The sequence below is a fragment of the Streptomyces sp. NBC_00236 genome (genome assembly GCF_036195045.1).
Taxonomy (GTDB): domain Bacteria; phylum Actinomycetota; class Actinomycetes; order Streptomycetales; family Streptomycetaceae; genus Streptomyces.
Genome location: NZ_CP108100.1, coordinates 4,064,317 through 4,088,246, shown reverse-complemented (window position 1 = coordinate 4,088,246; position 23,930 = coordinate 4,064,317). Strand labels below are relative to the sequence as shown.

Sequence of the window (23,930 nt, the reverse complement as noted above, 5' to 3'; positions counted from 1 at the left end):
GCTCGCTCATTGTCGTACTACTTCCGCAGCTCGATGACGGTCTTGCCGATCCGGATCGGCGCGCCCAGCGGAACAGGCGTCGGGGTGGTGAGACGGGTCCGGTCCAGATACGTGCCGTTGGTGGACCCGAGATCCTCGACGATCCACTGGCCGTCACGGTCGGGGTAGATCCTGGCATGCCTGCTGGACGCGTAGTCGTCGTCCAGCACGATCGTTGAATCATGGGCCCGGCCCAGCGTGATGGTCTGGCCCTGGAGCGCCACCGTGGTGCCGGTGAGCGTCCCTTCGGACACGACCAGCTTGGTCGGTGCCCCCCGGCGCTGGCGGCCGGGCTGCTGGCGTTGCTGCGGCGGTGCCGCAGCGGTCTGGCGTGCCTGTGGAGGCCGCGCGTCGGTAGCAGTGCGGCGTGAGCCGCGCTGCGTGACGCGCGTTCCGAACAGGTCACTTCGAATGACCTGGACGGCCACGATCACGAACAGCCACAGAACAGCCAGGAATCCTAGCCGCATGACCGTAAGGGTCAGCTCTGACATTGCCCCCGCTTCACCCTTCGGCTTGCCGGTAAACGATGGTGGTGCTGCCCACGACGATCCGCGAGCCGTCGCGGAGCGTAGCGCGGGTTGTGTGCTGCCCGTCTACCACGATGCCGTTGGTAGACCCGAGATCCTGGATCGTCGAGGGCGTTCCGGTCCGAATCTCACAGTGCCGGCGGGATACGCCGGGGTCGTCGATCCGTACGTCGGCGTCGGTGCTGCGGCCCATCACCAGCGTCGGACGGGAGATCTGATGGCGGGTGCCGTTGATCTCGATCCAGCGTCGCACCTGCGTGTTCGGCAGGGGGCTGGGGGTGGCCGGCGGGCGCCGGTCGGGACCCGGTGCTCCGCCGTGCCTGGCGCCCGGCGGCGGGGCCGCGGGCATGGGCGGTGCGGAGGTGGGCGGGTAGCCGTAACCGCCGGGTGTCTGGGGACGCCCGGGGCCGGGGCGGGCGGGCGGTGCGGCCTGCTGCCCGGGGTGGTTCGGGAACGCCTGCTGGCCGGGCTGCTCCTGCTGTGACGAACTCGACGCCAAGGTGCGGCTGCGTACCCGGTAGAGACCGGTGTCGAGGTCGTCCGCCTTCTCCAGGTGGACCTTGATGGGGCCCATGAAGGTGTACCGCTGCTGCTTGGCGTAGTCCCTGACCAGCCCGGAGAGCTCGTCGCCCAGCTGGCCGGAGTACGGGCTGAGACGCTCGTAGTCGGGGGCGCTGAGTTCGACGATGAAGTCGTTGGGGACGACGGTCCGCTCGCGGTTCCAGATGGTGGCGTTGTTGTCGCATTCCCGCTGGAGGGCGCCGGCGATCTCGACCGGCTGGACCTCGGACTTGAAGACCTTGGCGAAGGTGCCGTTGACCAGACCTTCGAGACGCTGCTCGAAACGCTTCATGACTCCCATGGGGCACCTCCTCCGGTGTCGTCGTCCCTGTACTGCTTACTGATCGTATCCACGCGTAGGGAAATCGGCTGGTTCCCCTTGTCTGCACTGTGGAGGAGTGTCCCCCCTCACACGGATCGTAGAGGCGGTCTCCTGACAGTGTCCCGCACCTTGGGTGCACTCAGGAGGAGTGGGGGGCGGCGGCTCCGGGTTCCCGGTTCCCTCGGGACGTTCGGCGAAACAAACGGATGTGAATCCACCCTGTCCAGCGTGCTAATCTTCCGTTTGTCGCCAGGCGCTCGCAGCAACAAGCGAGAGTCTGGAAACACCACTCATGCGCGAGTGGCGGAACGGCAGACGCGCTGGCTTCAGGTGCCAGTGTCCTTAGGGACGTGGGGGTTCAAATCCCCCCTCGCGCACAAGAGAGAAGCCCCACAGGTCATTGACCTGTGGGGCTTCTTCGGTTCTGGCCCGGACTTGTCCGGTGCTGGGGCGGTGCTTGTCCGGTTCTGGTCCGGTCAGGGGTTCCGGGCCGGCTCGGGCAGAGGTTCCGGGTGTTTGGTTTCACGTGAAACGTCCGATTCGCAGGGAGGGGCCGGGGTCTGTGGACCCCGGCCCCTCCCTGCTGTCGCGCCCTGCTCAGGCGGCGAGGCGGGAGGCGAGGGCCTTGGCCTTCTCGGAGGCGTCGGTGAGTGCCTTGGTGCGGGAGGCGTCGGCGAGCGGGATGAGCTCGGCCATCTGCGGATTGCTGTGGGCCAGGGTGAGCTCCGGCACGATGAAGTCGACCTCGGCGGCGAACATGGACGTCAGCAGCGTCGCGAGATAGTTCTGCACGAATTCGGCGTCCTCGCGCGGGGTGCCCGCGGCGTACGAGCCGCCACGGCTGGCGACGACGGTGATCGGAGTGCCGGCCACCGGGCTGTCGGGGCCGGCGTTGTGGCCGACGATGATCACGTGGTCGAGCCATGCCTTGAGCGTCGACGGAATCGTGAAGTTGTACATCGGGGCGCCGATCAGGACCGCGTCCGCGGCGGAGAGCTCCGCGGCGAGTTCGCCCCGCAGAGGGTGTGCGGCACCGGCTGCGGCGGCCTCGGCGTCCAGGTGCGGCAGGGGCTCGGCCGCGAGGTCGCGGTAGACGACCTTCCCGTCGGGGTGCTGCTCGAGCCAGGTCTGCACGAAGGCGGCGGTGACCTCGCGAGAGGCGGAGCCCTCGGGGAAGACGGCGGAATCGAGGTGCAGGAGGGTGGCCATGAGGGTCTCCGTAAGTCGGTGAGGGGAGGGCCGGTGAGCGGTCCAATATTTCGTACGTACCTAGTAATAACATAGTGGCTTACGAATAGTAAGTCCCTCACGTCCACGCAGTACTCTGGACGTATGGCGGATCACAGCGAGCAGGCGTGCAGGCGGGTGGACGTGGGCATCAGCCGCGTTTTCGAGCTGTTCGGTAAGCGCTGGACCGGGCCGATCGTCTCCGTGCTGATGCAGCAGCCGGTGCACTTCGCCGATCTGCGGCGGGCCATTCCGGGCATCAGCGAGCGCATGCTCTCGGACCGGCTCACCGAGCTCGGGGCGGCGGGGCTGGTGGTCCGCGAGGTCGACGAGGGGCCGCCGCTGCGGGTGTCGTACCGCCTGACGCAGGCCGGTGCCGCGATGGAGCCCGCCCTCAAGGAACTGGGGAGCTGGGCCGAAACCCATCTGAAGGACGACCTCGGCGGCTGCTAGGGACTGTCTTCGTCTGGATCGGGCCGGGCTCGCGGAGCCCGAGGGCGGGGCGGGAGTGGACAGCGGTACCGTCTGCGGCAGTTGATGCTGGGCCGGGACGCCGGACGCCGACGGCGGCGCCGGGTGCGGTCGGGGGAGGCTGCGCGCCATGAGCGAGATCGAAGCGACACTGCCGGTACAGCGGGCCGCGAAGGACGGTTCACGCATTCCCGTCGTGCCCGGGTTCGCCCACCGTGCGGCCCCGGACGACCGGACCGCACCGCCGTCGCCGAGAGAGGCCGGCAAGGCGCTGCGCCGGAGCGTGCCCCGCTCCTCCCACGCCTCACTGGTGCTGCCGGCCGGGCGGCCCGACGCGGTGCGGGCGGTCGAGGAGTCGAATCAGGGCCGGGTGGCGGGTCTCACACCGATACGGGTGGGACGGATGGCCGCGACGCCGTTCGCCTTTCTGCGGGGTTCGGCGGGCCTGATGGCCCACGACCTGGTGGGGACGCCCGTCACCGGGGTGGCCGCTCAGCTCTGCGGCGATGCGCACGCGGCGAATTTCGGGCTGTACGGCGACGCCCGGGGCAGTCTGGTCATCGACCTGAACGACTTCGACGAGACCGTGGCCGGCCCCTGGGAGTGGGACCTCAAGCGTCTCGCCACCTCACTGGTGCTCGCGGGCCGCGAGGCCGGTGCGGACGAGGAGACCTGCCGCAGGGGCGCGTACGACACGGTCGGCGCCTACCGGCGGACCATGCGGCTGCTGGCGCGGCTGCCCGCGCTCGACGCGTGGAACGCCATCGCGGACGAGGAACTGGTCTCGCACACGGACGCGAAGGACCTGCTGGGCACCCTGGAACGGGTTTCGGAGAAGGCGCGCAACAACACCAGCGCCCGCTTCGCCGCGAAGTCCACGGAGGGCTCCGGGGACGGCGGACGCCGGTTCGTCGACGCGCCGCCGGTGCTGCGCCGGGTGCCGGACGCGGAGGCGGCGGCCGTGGCGGCGGGGCTGGGCGACTATCTGGGCACCGTCTCGGAGGACCGGGTGCCGTTGCTGGCCCGGTACGCGATCCACGATGTGGCGTTCCGGGTGGTCGGCACGGGAAGCGTGGGCACCCGGTCGTACGTGGTGCTGCTGCTGGACCACCGGGGCGAGCCCCTGGTCCTTCAGGTGAAGGAGGCCAGGCCGTCGGTGCTGGCGCCCTATCTGCCCGCAGTGGGCTTCGTCGTGCCCGAGGTGGCGCACGAGGGGCGCCGGGTGGTGCTCGGGCAGAAGCGGATGCAGGTCGTCAGTGACATCCTGCTGGGCTGGGCGACCGTGGAGGGCCGGCCGTTCCAGGTGCGGCAGTTCAGGAACCGGAAGGGCAGCGTGGACCCTGCGGCGCTGGCGGCCGACCAGGTCGACGACTACGGGCGGATGACGGGTGCGCTGCTGGCGCGGGCTCATGCGCACAGCGCCGATCCACGGCTCATCGCGGGGTACTGCGGGAAGAACGACGAGCTGGACGAGGCGGTCGCGGCGTTCGCGGTGACCTACGCGGACCGTACCGAGGCGGACCACGCGGACCTGGTGCGGGCGGTCGGAGCAGGGCGGATAGCCGCCGAAACCGGGGTGTGAGGTCCGCTGCGCCGACCGTGCGTCCTCGGCACCCCGGCCGTGGCCATACGCTGGACGGGTGACCCACGAAGCCGCCGGGGTGCCGACCACCCGGAACGACGATGCCCGGCAGGACGACGCCCCGCAGGACGAGCGGCCCGGCCCTGTGGCCGAGGCGCAGGACGAGGCGCAAACGGACGGGCCCGGCACCGGACGTGATTCCGGTGCGCCCGGTGACGGTGGTGTGCCCGTAGACGACGCTGCGACCGGTGACGTGACCGGTGGAACGACTGACGATGCTGCCGCGGGCGGCGCGGGCGGCGCGGGCGGCGCGGGCGGCGCGGGCGCTGTGGGCGGAGAGCAGGCGCGTCCCGAGGCGCGGTTGGCGCATGCCGTGCGGGTGGCCGAGCAGGCCCTCATCGAGTTCGAGATCGCGGTGGAGACGTTCCGGGTCGAGGTCGAGAACTTCTCCCGGCTGCACCACCAGCGGCTGGGCCCGATGTACGCACGGCTGGACGAGCTCGACGCACTGATCGCGGAAGCCCGGGCCGCCAGGTCGGGCGATCCGGAGGATCTGCGCAAGGCGCAGGACGCACGGGCGATCGTGATGCCCATGCCGGGGGTCGACGAGCTGTTCCACGACTGGATCGACTCCGACGGTCTGTCGCCCGAGGCCGCGGCGATGCTGACCGAGCAGCCGGTCCGGCCGCCGAAGCGGGTCCGGCCGACCGACGAGGCACGCAAGCTGTACCGCGAGCTGGCCCGCAAGGCCCATCCCGACCTGGCCCAGGACGAGAAGGAGCGGGCCCGGCGCGACGAGTTCATCACGCGCGTCAACGCCGCCTACGGGCGCGGGGACGAGGCGCTGCTCAGGGAACTGGCCCAGGAGTGGGCGGCCGGACCGGTGGTGGCCCCGGCGGAGCTCAGCGAGGCCGATGAGCTGTACGCCCGGCTGAACTGGCTGACGCAGCGCAAGGAACTGCTGACGGTGCTCGCCCAGGAGCTGGAGCAGAGCGCGATCGGCGCCATGCTGCGAATGGCTCCGGACGATCCGGATCACCTGCTGGAGGAGATCGCCGAACAGTTGCTGGGTGAGGTCTCGCAGCGTGAGGCCGAGCTGTCAGGTCTGCAGTAGCGTTTCCGGTGACTTCGGTGCGCATGTGAACGAGAGAAGGCATGACCCATGAATTTCGCCCCGCTTCCCGCGGTCGCCGTCAACGCGGTGCCGGTGGACGGCTTCGTGCTGGACGTCCGGGAGGACGACGAATGGGCGGCCGGGCATGTCGACGGCGCCCTGCACATTCCTATGAGCGACTTCGTGGGCCGGTTCGGAGAACTGACCGAGGCGGTGGAGGACGGCCGGCGCGTGCACGTGATGTGCCGGGTCGGCGGCCGGTCCGCCCAGGTCACCCAGTACCTGGTGCAGCAGGGCATTGACGCCGTGAACATCGACGGCGGCATGCTCGCCTGGGACGGTGCGGGACGCCCGATGGTCACCGACAACGGGGCGCCCGCCTTCGTCGCCTGATCGCGCGCGGGCCCTGCCCGGCCTTGGGGTGCCTTCGAAGTCCGTCCGCTCTGCCCCGGTGGTGTCAGCCGAGGGGGTGGGCGGCCAGCAGGTCGCCCAGGGCCTCCTCGTGGGCCGCTGCCGGGCCGAGGGAGAGCTCGATCTGCTTCGCCCAGGCGTGGAAGCGGTGCAGCGGGTAGTCGGTGTCCGCGCCGAAGCCGCCGTGCAGGTGCTGTGCCGTCTGTACGACCCGGCGGACCCCGTCGGACGCCCAGATCTTCGCCACCGCGACATCGCCTGCCGGTGGCAGCGCACCGGCCCCGCCTACGGCGATCCGCCAGGCCGCCTGCCAGAGGGTCACCTCCATGGCCCGCAGGTCGATGTAGCGGTCCGCGGCCTGCACGGCGACGGCCTGGAAGGTCGCGACGGGGAAGCCGAACTGCTCGCGCTTGCCGGTGTACTGGCTCGTCATGGCCAGTACGGCCTCGCCGAGGCCCAGCGCGAGCGCGCACGTTCCGGTGGTGAGGACGGAGCGCAGCCACTCCCAGGCATCGGCGGCGTCGATCAGCCGGCGGGGCTCGATCCGGACCGCGTCCAGCCGTACCTCGCCGAAGAGTTCACCGTTGGTGGAGACCTGCTCCGCGAGGGTGACACCGTCGTCGTCGCGGCGGATCAGGGCCAGCACGGCGAGGCCGTCCCCGGCGTGGGCGGGCACCGCGATCCAGTCCGCTGCCTGAGCCCACGGCACGGCCGACTGGACACCGTCCAGTACCCAGGATGTGCTTGCGTTGTTGCCCCCGCCCCCGCTGCCGCTGCTGCCCTCTTCGTCGCCGCCCGGGCGTGCGGTGACGGCGAGTTCGGCCGGGTCGTGGCCGGTGCGGCCGTTGGCGCCGACCGTGAGAACCAGCTCTCCCCGGCCGATCCGGGGCAGCAACTCGGCCGCCAGTTCCTGGTCGCCGTAACGCTGGACCGCCATCGCGACCGCGCACGTCTCCAGCAGGGGGACCCGGGCGAGAACCTTCGCGGACTCACGCAGCACCAGGCAGAGCGCGACCAGGTCGAGGCCCGCCCCGCCATGCTCCGGAGCCAGCGTCAGGCTCAGCAGGTCGCCCGCGGCGAGCCCGGCCCACAGCGGACGGTCGATGTCCTCGGCGACCGCTCCCGGGACGAGGGCGGGGCTGGGAACCGCATCGGGGGCGACGCCCGAGAAGACCGCCCGCGCTGCCTCGGTGGCTGCCTGTTGTTCCTCGGTGAAGGTGAAGTCCACTGTCCTGGCCTCCCGCGAACCGCTGTGCCCGTAGCCCGACCTGACGGAGCGTCAAGATAGAACAGGTTCTACAAGAAGGGAACAGGCCGGGCGCGGTGCGGGGTACGGGGCGCGTGCGCCGCCTCGGGTCAGCGGTCGAAGTCGAGCTCGACCTCCCCCGTCACCGGATGGGACTGGCAGGCCAGCACGTACCCCGCGTCCGTCTCCTCGGGCTCCAGGGCGAAGTTGCGGTCCATCCGCACCTCTCCCGAGACGAGGAAGGCCCGGCAGGTCCCGCAGACCCCGCCCTTGCAGGCGTATGGCGCGTCGGAACGGCTGCGCAGCACCGTCTCCAGGAGGGAATCGCCCTCCTGCACCGGCCAGGTGCCCGAGCGGCCGTCCAGGGTCGCGGTGAGCGTGCTGTGTGCCGAAGCGTCGACCCGAGGCCGCGCGGAGGCATCCGGGCTGTCCTCGACGTGGAAGATCTCCTGGTGGATGCGGGTCCGGTCGACGCCCAGACCGTGCAGCGCGCCTTCGGCGGCCCGGACCAGGCCGAGCGGACCGCACAGGTACCAGCCCTCGATCCCGGCCACCGGGAGCAGGGCCGGCAGCAGGCCGGTGAGTCTTTCGCGATCGAGCCGGCCGGAGGGAAGGCCCGCCTGCTGTTCCTCCCGGGAGAGCGCGGTGACCAGCTGGAACCGGTCCGGGTACCGGTCCTTGAGGTCGGCGACCTCGTCCAGGAACATGGTCGAGGCGGCGGTCCGGTCGCTGCGGATCAGGCAGAACGAGGCGTCGGCCTCGCGGGCCAGCAGGGTCGCCGCGATGGACAGCACCGGGGTGATGCCGCTCCCGCCGACGATCGCCGCGAACTGCCCGGCGCGCGGTGCGAGCACGAAGCGGCCCATCGGCGGCATCGCCTCGACCTGGTCGCCGACCGCCAGTTCCTTGAGTGCGTACGTGGAGAACGCGCCGCCGTCGACGAGCCGGATGCCCACGCGAAGCGCGGGGTCGGCCGGCTGTTCGGTGGCCGGTGCGCAGATCGAGTACGAGCGGCGGATCTCCTCGCCGTCGACCGTGTAGCGGACGTTGAGATGCTGGCCGGGCTTGTGGCGGAAGGTCTCGCGAAGCTTCGGCGGAACGGCGAAGGTGACGGCCACCGAATCGTCCGTGAGCCGCTCGATCGCGCTGACCCGGAGCGGATGGAACATCTACAACTCCTTGAAGTGGTCGAACGGTTCACGGCACGACACGCAGCGGCGCAGTGCCTTGCAGGCGGTCGACGAGAACCGGCTCAGAAGCTCGGTGTCGGTCGAGCCGCAGTGCGGACAGCGCACCGACAGGGCGACCGGCACGGGCCCTGCCGCCGCCGCGGCGGCGGTCGCGGCGTCGTGCGGCCGGGGAGGCGCGATGCCGAACTCGGCGAGCTTGCGCCGGCCCTCCGCGCTGATGTCGTCCGTGGACCAGGCCGGGGAGAGGACGGTGACCACGGAGACCTCGGTCATGCCGTGGTCGTACAGCACGCGCTCGATGTCCGTGGACATGGTCTCTATCGCTGGGCAGCCGGTGTAGGTCGGGGTGAGCCGCACCGTGACGCGGCCGGGCGCAAGTACCTCCACGCCCCGGAGCACACCCAGCTCCTCCAGGGTCAGTACGGGCAGTTCCGGATCGGGGACGGCGCCCGCGAGGCTGCGCAGCTCCTCCTCCAGAGTTGTCCACGTCACCATGACGCCCCCGGGTGGCTGCGGTGCAGGTGCTGCATCTCGGCGATCATCCGGCCGAAGGGTTCCGTGTGGATGCCCTGCCGGCCGGCACCCGCTGTCCAGGCGCCGGTCTGCGGTCCGGTCGGCACGGTCAGCGTGGCCCGCTCCAGCACGGTGGTGAGGGAGTCCAGCCAGCGGCTGTGCAGCGCCTGCCAGTCCACGTCGATTCCTTCGACGGGCTGGAACAGTTCGCCGGTGTAGCGCCACAGGGCATCCACCCCGTGCTGCATGCGTGCGTGGCTCTCGGCCGTACCGTCCCCGAGACGCAGGGTCCACTGCTCGGCGTGGTCGCGGTGGTAGGCGACCTCCTTGACGGCCTTGGCCGCCAGACCGGCGAACTCGCCGTCCCCGGCCGCCAGCTGTTCGTACAGGCCGTGCTGGTGGACCGAGAAGTACAGCTGACGGGCGATGGTGTGGGCGAAGTCGCCGTTGGGCTGCTCGACCAACTGAACGTTGCGAAAGGCGCGCTCCTCGCGCAGGTACGCCAGTTCGTCCTCGTCACCCGCCAGGGAGAGCAGGATCCGCGCCTGACCCAGCAGGTCCAGGGCGATGTTGGCGAGGGCCACCTCCTCCTCCAGCACGGGGGCATGGCCCGCCCACTCGCCCAGCCGGTGCGAGAGCACCAGCGCGTCGTCGCCGAGAGCGAGGGCCGCGGTCACAGGTGCTTCACCCCGTCCGGGATGGCGTAGAAGGTCGGGTGCCGGTAGGGCTTGTCACCCGCCGGTTCGAAGAACGTGTCCTTCTCGTCCGGGGAGGATGCCGTGATCTGGTTCGAGGGCACCACCCAGAGGGAGACGCCCTCGGAGCGCCGGGTGTAGAGATCGCGGGCGTTGCGCAGGGCCATCTCGGCGTCCGGGGCGTGCAGGCTGCCGGCGTGGGTGTGCGAGAGCCCGCGCCGCGAGCGCACGAACACCTCCCACAGCGGCCAGTCGGTCGAGCTGCTCATGCTGTCGCCTCCCCGTTCGACACAGCGGCACCCGATGCGGCGGCAGGCGGTACAGCCGCGGTCGGTACGGCCGTGTTCAGTGCTTCCGTTTGCGGTGCGTCCGTGTGCTGCGGTGTGTCCGTGTGCTTCTGTGCGTATGCGGCGGCTGCGTCCCGGACCCAGGCGCCTTCCTCGTGGGCCCGGCGGCGCTGGGTGAGGCGCTGTTCGTTGCACGGCCCGTTGCCCTTCAGGACCTCCTGGAACTCCGTCCAGTCGATCGCCCCGAAATCATGCTGACCGCGCTCCTCGTTCCACCGGAGGTCCGGGTCGGGGAGCGCGAGGCCCAGGGCCTCGGCCTGCGGGACGCAGATGTCCACGAAGCGCTGCCGCAGCTCGTCGTTGGAATGCCGCTTGATCTTCCAGGTCATCGACTGGGCGGAATGCGACGAGGCGTCGTCCGGGGGGCCGAACATCATCAGGGACGGCCACCACCAGCGGTTCACGGCGTCCTGCGCCATCTCGTGCTGCGCCGGTGTCCCGTGGCTGAGCGCGAGCAGCAGTTCGTAGCCCTGGCGCTGGTGGAAGGACTCCTCCTTGCAGATACGGACCATCGCCCGGGCGTAGGGGCCGTACGAGCAGCGGCAGAGAGGGACCTGGTTGGTGATCGCTGCGCCGTCCACGAGCCAGCCGATGGCGCCGACGTCCGCCCAGGTCAGGGTCGGGTAGTTGAAGATCGAGGAATACCGCTGGCGGCCCGCGTGCAGCTTGTCGAGCAGTTCCTCGCGGCCCGTGCCGAGGGTCTCCGCCGCGCTGTAGAGGTACAGCCCGTGTCCCGCCTCGTCCTGCACCTTGGCCATCAGGATGGCCTTGCGGCGCAGCGAGGGGGCGCGGGTGATCCAGTTCGCCTCCGGCTGCATGCCGATGATCTCGGAGTGGGCGTGCTGGGCCATTTGCCTGACCAGCGAGGCGCGGTAGGCGTCGGGCATCCAGTCCCGTGGCTCGATGCGCTCGTCGGCCGCGACCGCGGCGTCGAAGGCTGCCTCCAGAGCCCCGTCCGCCCCATCGGTACTGCCTGCTGCCGCCTGCGCTGTCTGGCCCGCAGTCACTGCCGCCATCCCGGACTCCCTACCGACCGATCGTTCGGTTCAATGTCTTCAATGGTGAGTCTGCGGCCCGTAGGGTGTCAACCCTGTGGATAACTGACCGGGATCGACGGGGATCGGGGCGGGATGGATTCGTACGACGACAAGGGCGTCGGCGGGGGCGTCAGTGGGAGCGTCGACGGGGGCATCGACGGGGGTGTCAGCGAGGGGGACGGGAGCGGGGCCGGCCCCGATGCGCGGACCGTTCCCGAGCCGCGCGCAGGTATGGCCGGGCTCTCGTTTCCGTACCAGGTCGTCGCCGCTGTCGCACTGTCCGTGATCGGGCTCATCGCCTGCGTGCAACTGGCCATGGTGTTCCTGCACGTCGCCCCGTCCAACACGCTGACCAAGCAGCACGGCGAGGCGGTGGACCAGTGGATCTATCCCGAGTTCGAGCAGAACTGGAAGCTCTTCGCGCCCAATCCCCTGCAGCAGAACATCGCCGTGCACGTGCGCGCCGAGATATCCGGCCCCGACAAGCGGCGGACCACCCCCTGGATGAGCCTGTCGGGCGAGGACCGCAAGGCGATACGCGGCAATCTGCTGCCCAGCCATGTCCAGCAGAACGAACTCCGCCGGGGCTGGGACTTCTATCTCGGCTCGCACGACAGCCAGAACCGGGCCAACGGACTGCGCGGCAAACTCTCCGAGCAGTACATTCGGCGCATCGTGATGCTGCGCCTCAGTGAGCACGACTACGGCGGCGACGTCCTGAGAATCCAGGTCCGGTCCGAGACCCGCTCCGTGGCGGCCCCCGCGTGGAGCAGCGAGAAGATCAGCACCAGGCCGTCCTACCGGGTACTGCCCTGGTGGACCGTCACCGCGGCCGATCTCCCCGAGGGCTCGGCCACCTCCAAGGAGGCGGACCAGTGAGCACACCCGGCTCCGACCACATGCTCGCCCGCGGCATCCAGCGCGCCACGGCCGCTTCCCTGGGGCCGTACCAGAGCGCCGTCATCCGGATCGGCATCTCCGCCACGTACTTCCTGTTCCTGCTGCGCGAGATTCCGCACCGGCACGAGATGTACGGCCCCGAGGCCCCGTGGCGCTGGGACATGGCACAGCAGCTCATCTCCGGCAACCAGGCCTTCACCACGCTGATGTGGTCGGACAGCGCTGTCTGGTTCGAGATCGTGTACGTGCTCGCGCTGGTCGCCTCCGCCCTGCTGATGGTTGGCTGGCACACCCGGGCCATGTCCGTCCTCTTCATGGTCGGCGTGCTCTCCCTGCAGAACCGCAGCATCTTCATGGGCGACGGCGGCGACAACGTCATCCACCTGATGGCGATCTACCTGGTACTGACGCGATGCGGTCAGGTCTGGTCCCTGGACGCCCGCCGTGTGCGGCGTTCGCCCGGCGCGGACTCCGCACCGGGCGGTGCGGGTGTGGCCGGTCCGCTGCTGTGGGTGGCCTTCGGGGCGGTACTCTGCGGCGCCACGGTCACGGACAGCCTGGGCGGGACCACCTGGCTGCCGGCCCTCTTCTGGATCCTGTGGATCGGCCACGGCGCCTGGTGGGCGGTGAACCGGTACGCACCGGACGGCGAGCCGCGCACTCTGCTCGACGTCATCGCCAACCTCGCCCACAACGCCACACTCGTCGTGATCATGGCCGAGGTCTGCATGATCTACGCGACCGCGGGCTGGTACAAGATCCAGGGGTCGCGCTGGCAGGACGGCACGGCGCTCTATTACCCGCTCAATCTCGACTACTTCACCCCGTGGCCCGGTCTCTCCGACCTGCTCGCGTCGAGCGGCGTGATGGTGATGGTGCTGACGTACGCCACCGTCGCCGTGCAGGTCGCCTTCCCCTTCACGCTGTTCAACCGGCGCGTCAAGAACGTGCTGCTCGTCCTGATGATCTGCGAGCACGCGGGTATCGCCCTGCTGCTGGGGCTCCCCTTCTTCTCGATGGCCATGATCGCCGCGGATGCCGTCTTCCTGCCGACCGTCTTCCTGATGTGGCTCGAAGGGCGGGCGGCGCACGGCCGGGATCTGCTCCTGCGCCGGCGCGGCAAGGTGCCGGGGCCGCGGGACGGTGCGGCCGCCGTGGCCCAGGAAGGAGCGCAGGAAGGTCCGCAGGACCGGGAGGCACCGCAGCGCCGTGACGGTGAGGGCCATACGCTCGTCGGGTGAGCAGCGAGACAGGCAGTACAGGCAGCACCGATGGTGCGGGTGGGGTGGCCGACCCGTCCGCGGCGTCGGCGACGGACGATGCCGCGCAGTACGACGAGGGGTTCGGTACGGAGATCGGCGTCGGGCCGCATCCGCTGCCGTGGCCCGTGGGCGAGCGGTACGACCCCGAGCTGCTCGCCCACGGCGACCGGCGCAATGTGGGCGATGAGTACCGCTACTGGACCCGGGAGGCGATCGTCGCCGATCTCGACCTGCGGCGGCACGACTTTCATGTGGCGGTGGAGAACTGGGGCCACGACTTCAACATCGGTTCCGTCGTACGCACCGCGAACGCCTTCCTCGCCAAGGAGGTGCACATCGTGGGGCGGCGGCGCTGGAACCGTCGCGGAGCGATGGTCACCGACCGTTACCAGCATGTCCGTCACCACCCGGACACCGCGGATCTGACCGCCTGGGCGGCGGCCGAAGGGCTGCCGATCATCGGCATCGACAACCTTCCGGGCGCGGTTCCGCTGGAGCGGACCGAGCTGCCGCGGCGGTGTGTGCTGCTCTTCGGGCAGGAGGGGCCGGGGCTGACGGAGGAGGCCCGCAAGCACGCCTCGATGGTGTGCTCGATCGCGCAGTTCGGGTCGACGCGGTCCATCAACGCGGGGGCCGCGGCGGCGATTGCGATGCATGCGTGGGTGCAGCGGTATGCGGATATTCCGGGGGGCGGGGCGTAGGGCTCCGGCCCCTGGGCCGCCCGGGGCACCCGGCGCCCTGGGTGGCCCGGCGGGCGCGGGTGTGCGGGAAGGGTGGGGTGCGCCTGCGGCGGGACTTGTCCCCTCCCCGCCCCTTCCCGTAACCGGGGGCTCCGCCCCCGGACCCCCGCTCCTCAACGCCGGAGGGGCTGGATCTGCGGGGTTCAGCGTTGGCGGCGGACTTCCAGGGTGCGGAAGCGGTTGGACACGAAAGCGCCGTCGCACAGGGCCGCGTTCGCCGCCGGGTTTCCTCCCGAGCCGTGGAAATCGGAGAACGCCGCCGTCTGGTTGACGTACACCCCGCCGGTCAGATTCAGGGAGAGCTGGGCCGACTCGTCCAGGCAGACGTCCTCCACCGCACGCTCCACCTCCGGTGAGGTGGTGTACGCGCCGACCGTCATCGCGCCCTTGTCGCGGATCGTGCGGCGCAGCAGTTCCACCGCCTCCGCCGTCGACTCGACGGCGACCGCGAACGAGACCGGGCCGAAGCACTCCGCCAGACAGGGCGAGTCCTCGTCTGGCTTGCTGCCGTCGAGCTTGACGATCAGCGGGGTACGGACGACTGCCTCGGGGAAGTCCGGGTTGGTCACCTCCCGTGAAGGCAGTGCCACCTCGCCCAGCTGTGCGGCCGCCTCCAGGCGGGCCTTCACGTCCGGGTTGACCAGGGCGCCGAGCAGGCCGTTCGCCCGGGCGTCGTCGCCGAGAAGTCCGGTGACCGCGGCGGCGATGTCCGTGACCACGTCGTCGTACGACTTGTCGCCGACATCCGTCGTGATGCCGTCCCGGGGGATCAGGAGGTTCTGCGGGGTGGTGCACATCTGGCCGCTGTAGAGGGAGAGCGAGAACGCCAGGTTGGCCAGCATGCCGCGGTAGTCGTCCGTGGAGTCGACGACGATCGTGTTGACGCCGGCCTTCTCCGTGTACACCTGGGCCTGGCGGGCGTTGGCCTCCAGCCAGTCACCGAACGCGGTGGAGCCGGTGTAGTCGATGATCCGGATCTCCGGACGGACCGCCAGGGTCTTGGCGATGCCCTCGCCCGGACGCTCGGCGGCCAGCGCTGCCAGGTTGGGGTCGAAGCCCGCTTCCGTGAGGACCTCACGCGCCACCTGCACGGTCAGGGCCAGCGGGAGTACTGCCCGGGGGTGCGGCTTGACCAGGACCGGGTTGCCGGTGGCCAGGGAGGCGAAGAGGCCCGGGTAGCCGTTCCACGTGGGGAAGGTGTTGCAGCCGATCAGCAGGGAGATGCCACGTCCGGCCGCGGTGAACGTCTTGTGCAGGTCGATCGGGTCGCGCTTGCCCTGCGGCTTCGACCAGTCGGCGCTCCGGGGCGCGCGCATCTGCTCCTCGTACGCGTACGCCACCGCCTCCAGACCGCGGTCCTGGGCGTGCGGGCCGCCGGCCTGGAACGCCATCATGAAGGCCTGCCCGCTGGTGTGCATCACCGCGTGGCCGAACTCATGGGTGCGGGCGCTGATCCGCGCCAGGATCTCCAGGCACACCAGAGCCCTGGTCTCCGGGCCGGCCTCGCGCCAGGCGGGCATACCGGCACGCATCGCGGGGAGCAGCACGTCGAGGTCGGCGTGCGGATACTCGACGGCCAGCTCCGGGCCGTACGGAGAGATCTCGCCGCCCGTCCAGCCGTCGGTGCCCGGCTGGTCCAGATCGAGACGTGTGTGCAGCACGGCGTCGAACGCGGCCTTGCCCTCGGCGGCGCCCAGGCTGCCGGGGGCGCCGCCCTCGCCGTAGGCCTTCGGGTGCTCGGGGTGCGGCGACCAGTAGGCACGCGTGCGGATCGCGTCGAGGGCCCGGTCGAGCGTGGGGCGGTGCCTCTCGGACAGCAGGTGCGGGGAGAGCTCGGCGGCCATGACGGACCAACTCCTCATCGAGCTGGGCAGGGACGGGCGGACAGAGTTAGAGTAACCGAACGATCGGTCGGGACAAGAGGGCCCGCGAAACCTGTGGACAAGACCGCCCCCCATTTGCCGGTCGGTCCGACGCGTAGGGGAGGATCGCGGGCATGACCACGGCCAAGCGGGACACGTACACCCCGGAGACTCTGCTCACCGTCGCCGTCCGTGTCTTCAACGAGCGCGGTTACGACGGCACCTCGATGGAGCACCTGTCCAAGGCGGCAGGCATCTCGAAGTCGTCCATCTATCACCACGTCGCCGGCAAGGAAGAGCTGCTGCGGCGCGCGGTCAGCCGGGCACTGGACGGGCTCTTCGGGATCCTCGACGAGCCGGGCGCGACCCGGGGCCGTGCGATCGAGCGCGTCGAGTACGTCACGCGTCGGACCGTCGAGGTGCTGATAGCCGAACTGCCCTACGTCACGCTGCTGCTGCGGGTGCGGGGCAACACGAAGACCGAGCGCTGGGCCCTGGAGCGGCGCCGAGAGTTCGACCAGCGCGTGGCCGAACTGCTCAAGGCGGCGGTCGCGGACGGTGACCTCCGCTCCGACGTGGACATACGGCTCGCGACGCGGCTGCTGTTCGGGATGGTCAACTCGCTCGTGGAGTGGTTCCGGCCGCTGTCGGACGGAGGCGCGGAGGGGGTGCGGCTCGCCGACACCGTCGTGCAGCTGGCCTTCGAAGGCATGAAGTCCAGCCGCTGAGCCCCGGGAGCAGAGCCGGTGGCCGGGGGGCCTCGCTCAGGTGAGTTCCGTGGGGCGGTCGGATCCGGGGGTCAGGTCCGTTTCCTCGAACACCAGCAGGGTGCGGGTGGAAAGCACCTCCGGAATGGCCTGGATCCTCGTCAGGACCAGCTCGCGCAATGACCGGTTGTCCGGGGTGTGCACCAGCAGCAGGACGTCGAAATCGCCGCTGACCAGCGCGATGTGCGTGGCGCCCGGCAACGCCTGAAGCTGCTCCCGCACGGTGCGCCAGGAATTCTGGACGATCTTGAGCGTGATGTATGCGGAGGCACCCTGCCCCGCCCGCTCATGGTTCACCCGTGCGCCGAAGCCGCGGATCACGCCGTCGTCGATGAGCCGGTTGATACGGGCGTACGCATTGGCCCGCGAGACGTGGACGCGGTCGGCGACCGACCGTATCGAGGCGCGGCCGTCCGTCTGGAGCAGTCGGAGGATGGCGCCGTCGACGGCGTCGAGCGGGCGTGCCGGGGGAACTCCGCCCGGCCCCTCGCCCCCGTCGGCCATTTGTTCAGCTGCCATGTTCCCGTGCCTCCCCGTCCTGGACGACCTGTCCCCATCCCAGGCTGTGGAGAACCGTTTGTCCACAGGCTGACGGTGCCTGTAGCCAAAATGCGCTCGCGACCGAACAATCGGTAGGTGAGGCACACCACATGGCACCACATGCGCGCCTCGCTCAGCTTTGGTTGATTCGACACATATCAACGCCCCTCGGCATCGGTCACCCCGATGCCGCCAGATGTCGCTCGATACCCCTCGACGCCAGGAGGTGCTTGTCATGACGGTCCAAGAGCTGCCCGGCGCGGCCGCCTACCGGCCCACGCCGCCCCCGGCCTGGAAGCCGCTCACCGATCCCGCGCCCCTGCTCCCGGACCCCGAGCCGTACCGCGTGCTCGGTACGGACGCCGCGGCCGAGGCAGACCCCCAGCTGCTGCTGCGGCTCTACGCGGAGCTCGTACGCGGCCGGCGGTACAACGCACAGGCGACGGCCCTCACCAAGCAGGGCAGGCTCGCCGTCTATCCGTCGAGCACCGGGCAGGAGGCCTGCGAGATCGCGGCCGCCCTGGTGCTGGAGGAGCGGGACTGGCTCTTCCCCAGCTACCGCGACACGCTCGCGGCCGTCGCGCGGGGACTGGACCCGGTCGAGGCCCTGACCCTGCTGCGCGGCGACCGGCACACCGGGTACGACCCGCGCGAGCACCGCATCGCCCCCCTGTGCACCCCGCTCGCCACCCAGCTTCCGCACGCCGTGGGCCTGGCCCACGCGGCGCGGCTCAAGGGGGACGACGTGGTGGCGCTCGCCATGGTCGGTGACGGCGGCACCAGCGAGGGCGATTTCCACGAGGCACTGAACTTCGCGGCCGTCTGGCGGGCCCCTGTCGTCTTCCTCGTGCAGAACAACGGCTTCGCCATTTCCGTGCCCCTGGCCAAGCAGACCGCGGCCCCGTCCCTGGCCCACAAGGCCGTCGGGTACGGAATGCCAGGACGGCTGGTCGACGGCAATGACGCGGCCGCCATGCACCAGGTCCTCTCCGAGGCCGTGGCGAGGGCCAGGAGCGGTGGCGGTCCGACGCTGGTGGAGGCCGTCACCTACCGCATGGACGCGCACACGAACGCGGACGACGCCACGCGCTACCGGGGGAACAGCGAGGTCGAGGCCTGGCGGGCCCACGATCCGGTGCAGCTCCTGGAGCGCGAACTGACCGGGCGCGGGCTGCTCGGCGACGACGGCATCGAGGAGGCACGCGCGGCCGCGGAGCGGATGGCGGCGCAGCTGAGGGAGCGGATGAACGCGGACCCGGTCCTCGACCCGATGGACCTCTTCGCCCATGTGTACGCGGAGCAGACGACGCAGCTGCGCGAGCAGGCGGCCCGCCTGCGGGTGGAGCTGGACGCGGAGCACGACGAGCACGGCACGGACGACAGGGGTGCGGGGCGATGACGACGGCAGCGGCCACGGACGGGGAGCGGACGGCGAAGGCCAAGCCCGCGACCATGGCGCAGGCACTCGGTCGCGCGCTGCGCGACTCGATGGCCGAGGACCCCTCCGTGCACGTCCTCGGTGAGGACGTGGGCACGCTCGGCGGGGTCTTCAGGATCACCGACGGTCTGGCGAAGGAGTTCGGCGACGAGCGGTGCACGGACACCCCGCTGGCCGAGGCCGGCATTCTCGGCGCGGCCGTCGGCATGGCCATGTACGGGCTCCGGCCCGTGGTCGAGATGCAGTTCGACGCCTTCGCGTACCCGGCGTTCGAGCAGCTCATCAGCCATGTCGCCAAGATGCGGAACCGGACCGGGGGCGCGATGCCGCTGCCGATCACGGTCCGGGTCCCCTACGGCGGAGGCATCGGCGGCGTCGAGCACCACAGCGACTCCTCGGAGGCGTACTACATGGCGACCCCGGGTCTCCATGTCGTCACCCCCGCCACGGTCGAGGACGCGTACGGGTTGCTGAGGGCCTCGATCGCGTCCGACGACCCGGTGGTCTTCCTGGAGCCCAAGCGGCTCTACTGGTCGAAGTCCGACTGGTCGCCGCAGGCACCGGCCGTCGTCGAACCCATCGGGCGGGCGGTCGTACGCCGTCCCGGGCGCAGCGCGACGCTGATCACGTACGGACCGTCGCTGCCGGTCTGTATGGAGGCGGCGCAGGCCGCTGTCGAGGAGGGCTGGGACCTCGAAGTCGTCGACCTGCGTTCACTGGTGCCGTTCGACGACGAGACCGTCGCCGCGTCCGTGCGGCGCACCGGTCGCGCGGTCGTCGTCCACGAGTCCACCGGCTTCGGCGGCCCGGGCGGCGAGATCGCCGCCCGGATCACCGAGCGCTGCTTCCACCACCTGGAGGCACCGGTGCTGCGCGTCGCCGGCTTCGACATCCCGTACCCGCCGCCGATGCAGGAGCGCCACCATCTGCCGGGCGTGGACCGGGTGCTCGACGCCGTCGCACGACTGCAGTGGGAGGCGAACAACTGATGGCCCAGGTACTTGAATTCAAGCTTCCGGATCTTGGCGAGGGGCTGACCGAGGCGCAGATCGTGCGCTGGCTCGTGGAGGTCGGCGATGTCGTCGCCATCGACCAGCCGGTCGTCGAGGTCGAGACGGCCAAGGCGCTGGTGGAGGTGCCCTGCCCGTACGGGGGTGTGGTCACCGCGCGGTTCGGCGAGGAGGGGACCGAACTCCCCGTCGGGGACCCGCTGCTGACGGTCGCGGTCGGGACCGTGGAACCGTCGGGGTCGCAGACGCCGACCGGTGCGGGATCCGGTGCGGGTTCCGGTGCGCGTTCCCGTACGGGTTCAGGTGCGTCGGTCGCCGACTCGGAGCCGTCCGGGTCGGGGAACGTGCTGGTGGGGTACGGGACGGGGGCGCCGCCGGTGCGGCGCCGACGGGTCCGGCCGGAGGGCCTTTCGGCTTCCACCGCGTCCGCCGCCGCTCCTGCCGCGTCCGCTGCCACTCCTGCCGTGTCCGCCCCGGCTGCCGCGCCGTCGGCCGAGGCCGCGGGCTCCGCGCGGGTCGCGGACGACGTACGGGGGCCGGTCCCCGTGGTCTCCCCGCTGGTGCGCAAGCTTGCTCGGCAGCACGACCTCGATCTGCGGCAGCTCGCCGGATCCGGGCCCGACGGGCTGATCCTGCGCGCCGATGTCGAGTCCGCCATCCGGTCGGTGGCGTCGGCTCCCGTCGCCGCTCCGGCAGTGACGCCGGGAGCGAGTCCCGCGGTGACGAACGGACCCGTGGCACGTTCCGCCGGCGAGCGGATTCCGTTGCGCGGTGTACGGGGTGCCGTCGCCGACAAGCTGGCACGCAGCCGGCGCGAGATCCCGGATGCCACATGCTGGGTGGACGCCGATGCCACCGAGCTGATGGCGGCCAGGGCGGCGATGAACGGTGCCGGCGGTCCGGGTGCCGGTCCCAAGGTCTCGGTCCTGGCCCTGCTCGCCCGTATCTGTACGGCTGCCCTGGCCCGGTACCCCGAGCTCAACTCCACGGTGGACATGGAGGCGCGCGAGATCGTGCGGCTGCCGGAGGTCCACCTGGGCTTCGCGGCGCAGACCGAGCGCGGACTGGTCGTCCCGGTCGTCCGGGACGCGCAGACGCGCAACGCGGAGTCGATCGGGGCGGAGATCGCCCGGCTGACCGAGGCGGCGAGGACGGGGACGCTGAAGCCGGCCGAGCTGACGGGTGGCACGTTCACGCTCAACAACTACGGGGTGTTCGGCGTCGACGGATCGACGCCGATCATCAACCACCCGGAGGCGGCGATGCTCGGCGTCGGCCGGATCGTCCCCAAGCCGTGGGTGCACGAGGGCGAACTGGCCGTGCGACGGGTCGTCCAGTTGTCCCTGACCTTCGACCACCGGGTCTGCGACGGCGGTGCGGCGGGAGGCTTCCTGCGCTACGTGGCCGACTGCGTGGAACAGCCGGCGGTGCTGCTGCGGACGTTGTAGGCGAGGCGGGAGAGGTACAGGGCCGTGCGGGGCCTGCGGGCTCTGGGCTCAGGGCTCCGGGCTCCGGTGCTGAGGGGCTCCTTCCCGTTCCGCGTTGATCCACCGGAACGTGGACGGTCTTGAGCCACCGGAACCTGGACGGTCCTGATCCACCACAACGTGGGCGGTCTTGAGCCACCGGAACCTGGACGGCCCTGATCCACCACAACGCGGACCGGGAGGACCCGCTGGATGGTGGGCACGCATACTCGGGGCATGACCGCGTATGACGCCATCGTTCTCGCCGGAGGAGCCGCCAAGCGGCTCGGCGGTGCCGACAAGCCCGGGGTCCGGGTCGGCGGCCGTGCGCTGCTCGACCGGGTGCTCGGCGCCTGTGCCGGAGCCGCGACCACCGTGGTGGTGGGAGGACGACGGCCCACCGCACGCGCGGTGACCTGGACGCGCGAAGAGCCGCAGGGCGGCGGCCCGTTGGCCGCACTCGGTGCGGGGGTGCGGCACACGGCGGCGGAGCGCGTACTCGTGCTCTCCGCCGATCTGCCGTTCCTGGGCTCGGACACGGTCGGCGCGTTGCTGGAAGCGGCCGGTCACGGGGACGTCGAGGGTGCTGTGTGCACCGACCGGGACGGCCGGGACCAGCCGCTGGTCGCCGTCTACCGCGCGGAGCCGTTGCGCCGCGAACTGGCACTCATCGCCACCGAGCACGGCACTCTGGCCGGCCTGCCCCTTCGGTTGCTCACCCACGAACTGACGCTCTCCAGGGTGACGGCGGACCCACTCGCCTCGTTCGACTGCGACACCTGGGAGGACATCGCCTCGGCCCGGGCCCGGATCAGGGAGCATGGGACCGTGCTGGACGAATGGATCACCGCAGTCAAGAACGAACTGGGCATCGAGCTCGACGTCGACACCGATGTCCTGCTCGACCTCGCCCGCGATGCCGCCCACGGCGTCGCCCGCCCCGCCGCACCCCTGACGACCTTCCTGGTCGGCTACGCGGCGGCGAAGGCGAGCGCGGACGGTGGCGGCCCGGAGGCAGTGGCCGAGGCCGCGCGGAAGGCCGCGGCGCTCGCCGTCCGGTGGGCGGACGAGACCGAGACGCCATGACAGGCCACGGCGGCAACGCCGAACGGGACAGCGCGGCCGAGGCCGACGAGGAGCGGGCCGTCGCGCAGGCCCTCGCGCTGGTCGGCCGGCAGGCACCTCCTTGGGCCGGTGCGGGGGGAGCGCCCGGATCCGGACCGGGATCCGCGGCCGCAGGCCCGCCCGGGGACCGTCCCGAGTCCGCGGACCGGCCCCGGACCGCGCCGTCCGCCTCCCCGCGCGACGAGGACCCCATCACCTCGACCAAGCCCACCTCGACCATGCCCAACCCGGCCACCCCCACCCACCGGCATGTCCGGGCGACCCCGTGGCGCGAGGCCCGTGCCGCTGCCACCAGGGCCGGACGCGCCGTTCCTGCCCGTGTCGTGCGGCTTCCTCTCGACCAGGCGCTCGGCCAGGTGCTCGCCGAGCCGTTGGCCGCGCTCACCGATCTGCCGTCGTTCGACACCTCCGCCATGGACGGCTGGGCCGTCGCCGGGCCGGGCCCGTGGACCGTCCGGGACGATGACGGGATCCTCGCCGGCCATGGCACACCCGCCCCGCTCCCCGACGGCGACGCCATCCGCATCGCCACGGGCGCCCGCATCCCGGCGGACGTCACCGCGGTCATCCGCAGCGAACACGCCCATGCCGACGAAGCCAAGGGGCTGCTGTACGCACAGCGGCAGGTCAACCCGGGCCAGGACATCAGGCCGCGCGGACAGGAGTGCCGCTCCGGAGACCAACTCCTGCCTGCCGGAACGCTGGTGACGCCCGCAGTCCTCGGCCTGGCTGCGGCCGCCGGATACGACGAGCTGCCGACCCGGGCCCGGCCGCGTGTCGACGTACTCGTCCTGGGCGATGAACTCCTCACCGCCGGGCTCCCGCACGACGGGCTGATCCGGGATGCTCTCGGCCCGATGATCGGCCCCTGGCTGCGTGCCCTGGGCGCCGAGGTCTCCGCCCCGCGCCGCCTCGGCGACGACGCGGAAGCCCTGCGGCAGGCGCTCACCGGTTCCGAGGCCGACCTGATCGTCACGACCGGCGGTACCGCTGCCGGACCCGTCGACCATGTGCACCCCGTGCTGGCCCGGATCGGCGCCGAGCTGCTTGTCGACGGGGTTGCCGTCCGCCCCGGTCACCCCATGCTGCTGGCCCGGCTCGGCGCCGCGGGGCCCTGTCTCGTCGGCCTGCCCGGCAACCCGCTGGCCGCCGTGTCCGGACTGCTGACCCTGGCCGAACCGCTGCTCAGAGAGCTGGCGGGCCGCACCGCCGAGGCACCCTACCGAGTGGCCGTACGCGACGACGTGCACGGCCATCCGCAGGACACCCGTCTGGTCCCCGTGGTCCACCGTGCCGCCGGTGCCCCCGGACCGGCCTCCGGTTCCGCAACTCGTCGCGACAGCACGGGAACCGAGGGGGCCACGGATCACGTCGTACCCCTGCATTACAACGGTCCTGCCATGCTGCGCGGCGTCGCTGCCGCGGACGGGCTGGCTGTTGTGGGGCCGGGCGGGGTACGGTCCGGCACCGAGGTGGAGATCCTCGATCTACCGTGGGCCCCGGCGACGCCGTGGACTGAAGGGTGTTTCACGTGA

24 protein-coding genes and 1 tRNA gene are annotated in these 23,930 nt (G+C 71.1%); 14 read left to right on the top strand and 11 right to left on the bottom strand.

The features are described 5' to 3' along the window. Positions 1 to 17 precede the first annotated feature (17 nt). Both OG446_RS18360 and OG446_RS18355 read right to left on the bottom strand, forming a co-directional pair. Complete coding sequence (locus tag OG446_RS18360; RefSeq protein WP_148019768.1) at positions 18 to 533, bottom strand: FHA domain-containing protein FhaB/FipA; 516 nt, start codon at positions 531 to 533, stop codon at positions 18 to 20. Positions 534 to 543: 10 nt separating this feature from the next. Further along, positions 544 to 1,431, bottom strand: coding sequence for a DUF3662 and FHA domain-containing protein (locus OG446_RS18355; RefSeq protein ID WP_328895077.1), 888 nt, complete (start codon positions 1,429 to 1,431; stop codon positions 544 to 546). A 315-nt stretch (positions 1,432 to 1,746) separates the two neighbouring features. On the opposite strand from OG446_RS18355, the gene OG446_RS18350 reads away from it, so the two are divergent. Beyond that, a tRNA-Leu gene (locus tag OG446_RS18350) sits at positions 1,747 to 1,829 on the top strand. A 220-nt stretch (positions 1,830 to 2,049) separates the two neighbouring features. Here OG446_RS18350 and OG446_RS18345 read toward each other — a convergent pair. Beyond that, entirely contained in the window at positions 2,050 to 2,661 is a 612-nt protein-coding gene (locus tag OG446_RS18345) for an FMN-dependent NADH-azoreductase (protein WP_328895076.1), read from the bottom strand. 123 nt (positions 2,662 to 2,784) lie between these two features. Between OG446_RS18345 and OG446_RS18340 the strand changes: the two genes are divergently transcribed. The 4 genes from OG446_RS18340 (at position 2,785) to OG446_RS18325 (ending at position 6,239) form a co-directional block, all read left to right on the top strand. Continuing rightward, the gene (locus tag OG446_RS18340) at positions 2,785 to 3,132 is read left to right on the top strand and encodes a winged helix-turn-helix transcriptional regulator (RefSeq protein ID WP_326660046.1); all 348 of its coding nucleotides are present in this window, start codon (positions 2,785 to 2,787) and stop codon (positions 3,130 to 3,132) included. A gap of 148 nt (positions 3,133 to 3,280) precedes the next feature. After that, a complete protein-coding gene (locus tag OG446_RS18335; RefSeq protein WP_328895075.1) occupies positions 3,281 to 4,732 on the top strand; it encodes a DUF2252 domain-containing protein in 1,452 nt (483 codons plus the stop codon). Positions 4,733 to 4,790: 58 nt separating this feature from the next. Further along, positions 4,791 to 5,846 carry a J domain-containing protein gene (locus tag OG446_RS18330; RefSeq protein ID WP_328895074.1) on the top strand — a complete coding sequence of 352 codons (1,056 nt, stop codon included), beginning with the start codon at positions 4,791 to 4,793 and terminating at the stop codon, positions 5,844 to 5,846. A 48-nt stretch (positions 5,847 to 5,894) separates the two neighbouring features. Next, positions 5,895 to 6,239 (top strand): rhodanese-like domain-containing protein, encoded by a 345-nt coding sequence (locus OG446_RS18325; protein WP_328895073.1) that lies wholly within the window; start codon positions 5,895 to 5,897, stop codon positions 6,237 to 6,239. A gap of 64 nt (positions 6,240 to 6,303) precedes the next feature. On the opposite strand, the gene OG446_RS18320 is transcribed toward OG446_RS18325, so the two are convergent. The 6 genes from OG446_RS18320 to paaA form a co-directional block, all read right to left on the bottom strand. Next, positions 6,304 to 7,485: an acyl-CoA dehydrogenase family protein gene (locus tag OG446_RS18320; RefSeq protein ID WP_328895072.1), complete on the bottom strand. Its 1,182-nt coding sequence runs from the start codon at positions 7,483 to 7,485 to the stop codon at positions 6,304 to 6,306. A gap of 128 nt (positions 7,486 to 7,613) precedes the next feature. Further along, positions 7,614 to 8,672: a 2Fe-2S iron-sulfur cluster-binding protein gene (locus OG446_RS18315; protein WP_328895071.1), complete on the bottom strand. Its 1,059-nt coding sequence runs from the start codon at positions 8,670 to 8,672 to the stop codon at positions 7,614 to 7,616. Further along, positions 8,673 to 9,188 carry a 1,2-phenylacetyl-CoA epoxidase subunit PaaD gene (gene paaD / locus OG446_RS18310; RefSeq protein ID WP_328895070.1) on the bottom strand — a complete coding sequence of 172 codons (516 nt, stop codon included), beginning with the start codon at positions 9,186 to 9,188 and terminating at the stop codon, positions 8,673 to 8,675. It lies immediately after the preceding gene. After that, positions 9,182 to 9,883: a 1,2-phenylacetyl-CoA epoxidase subunit PaaC gene (paaC, locus tag OG446_RS18305; protein WP_328895069.1), complete on the bottom strand. Its 702-nt coding sequence runs from the start codon at positions 9,881 to 9,883 to the stop codon at positions 9,182 to 9,184. The genes paaD and paaC overlap by 7 nt, the downstream gene beginning before the upstream one ends. Then, the gene (gene paaB / locus OG446_RS18300; RefSeq protein WP_328895068.1) at positions 9,880 to 10,170 is read right to left on the bottom strand and encodes a 1,2-phenylacetyl-CoA epoxidase subunit PaaB; all 291 of its coding nucleotides are present in this window, start codon (positions 10,168 to 10,170) and stop codon (positions 9,880 to 9,882) included. The genes paaC and paaB overlap by 4 nt, the downstream gene beginning before the upstream one ends. After that, entirely contained in the window at positions 10,167 to 11,264 is a 1,098-nt protein-coding gene (paaA, locus tag OG446_RS18295; RefSeq protein ID WP_328895067.1) for a 1,2-phenylacetyl-CoA epoxidase subunit PaaA, read from the bottom strand. Before paaA ends, paaB begins: the two co-directional genes overlap by 4 nt. Before the next feature lie 114 nt (positions 11,265 to 11,378). On the opposite strand from paaA, the gene OG446_RS18290 reads away from it, so the two are divergent. Genes OG446_RS18290 through OG446_RS18280 form a run of 3 tightly spaced genes read left to right on the top strand, consistent with a single transcriptional unit; the run spans position 11,379 to position 14,148 of the window. Further along, on the top strand, positions 11,379 to 12,164 hold the full coding sequence (locus OG446_RS18290) for a DUF5819 family protein (RefSeq protein WP_328895066.1): 786 nt from the start codon (positions 11,379 to 11,381) through the stop codon (positions 12,162 to 12,164). Beyond that, positions 12,161 to 13,426, top strand: a complete 1,266-nt coding sequence (locus OG446_RS18285; RefSeq protein WP_443050158.1) for an HTTM domain-containing protein — start codon at positions 12,161 to 12,163, stop codon at positions 13,424 to 13,426. Before OG446_RS18290 ends, OG446_RS18285 begins: the two co-directional genes overlap by 4 nt. After that, positions 13,423 to 14,148, top strand: coding sequence for a TrmH family RNA methyltransferase (locus OG446_RS18280; protein WP_328895065.1), 726 nt, complete (start codon positions 13,423 to 13,425; stop codon positions 14,146 to 14,148). The genes OG446_RS18285 and OG446_RS18280 overlap by 4 nt, the downstream gene beginning before the upstream one ends. Before the next feature lie 182 nt (positions 14,149 to 14,330). Here the strand turns inward: OG446_RS18280 and paaN are convergent, their stop codons facing one another. Next, a complete protein-coding gene (gene paaN, locus OG446_RS18275; RefSeq protein ID WP_328895064.1) occupies positions 14,331 to 16,031 on the bottom strand; it encodes a phenylacetic acid degradation protein PaaN in 1,701 nt (566 codons plus the stop codon). A 152-nt stretch (positions 16,032 to 16,183) separates the two neighbouring features. Here paaN and OG446_RS18270 point away from each other — a divergent pair, with 152 nt between their 5' ends. Further along, positions 16,184 to 16,777 (top strand): TetR/AcrR family transcriptional regulator, encoded by a 594-nt coding sequence (locus tag OG446_RS18270; protein WP_328895063.1) that lies wholly within the window; start codon positions 16,184 to 16,186, stop codon positions 16,775 to 16,777. 36 nt (positions 16,778 to 16,813) lie between these two features. Here the strand turns inward: OG446_RS18270 and OG446_RS18265 are convergent, their stop codons facing one another. After that, complete coding sequence (locus tag OG446_RS18265) at positions 16,814 to 17,320, bottom strand: Lrp/AsnC family transcriptional regulator (RefSeq protein WP_389256959.1); 507 nt, start codon at positions 17,318 to 17,320, stop codon at positions 16,814 to 16,816. 271 nt (positions 17,321 to 17,591) lie between these two features. On the opposite strand from OG446_RS18265, the gene pdhA reads away from it, so the two are divergent. From pdhA to OG446_RS18240, 5 genes are all read left to right on the top strand, one after another. After that, a complete protein-coding gene (pdhA, locus tag OG446_RS18260) occupies positions 17,592 to 18,755 on the top strand; it encodes a pyruvate dehydrogenase (acetyl-transferring) E1 component subunit alpha (RefSeq protein ID WP_326660076.1) in 1,164 nt (387 codons plus the stop codon). Further along, positions 18,752 to 19,783, top strand: a complete 1,032-nt coding sequence (locus OG446_RS18255; protein ID WP_328895061.1) for an alpha-ketoacid dehydrogenase subunit beta — start codon at positions 18,752 to 18,754, stop codon at positions 19,781 to 19,783. The genes pdhA and OG446_RS18255 overlap by 4 nt, the downstream gene beginning before the upstream one ends. Next, positions 19,783 to 21,252 (top strand): dihydrolipoamide acetyltransferase family protein, encoded by a 1,470-nt coding sequence (locus tag OG446_RS18250; RefSeq protein WP_328895060.1) that lies wholly within the window; start codon positions 19,783 to 19,785, stop codon positions 21,250 to 21,252. Before OG446_RS18255 ends, OG446_RS18250 begins: the two co-directional genes overlap by 1 nt. A gap of 255 nt (positions 21,253 to 21,507) precedes the next feature. Continuing rightward, complete coding sequence (locus tag OG446_RS18245) at positions 21,508 to 22,356, top strand: NTP transferase domain-containing protein (protein ID WP_328895059.1); 849 nt, start codon at positions 21,508 to 21,510, stop codon at positions 22,354 to 22,356. Next, positions 22,353 to 23,930 (top strand): molybdopterin molybdotransferase MoeA, encoded by a 1,578-nt coding sequence (locus OG446_RS18240; RefSeq protein WP_328895058.1) that lies wholly within the window; start codon positions 22,353 to 22,355, stop codon positions 23,928 to 23,930. The genes OG446_RS18245 and OG446_RS18240 overlap by 4 nt, the downstream gene beginning before the upstream one ends.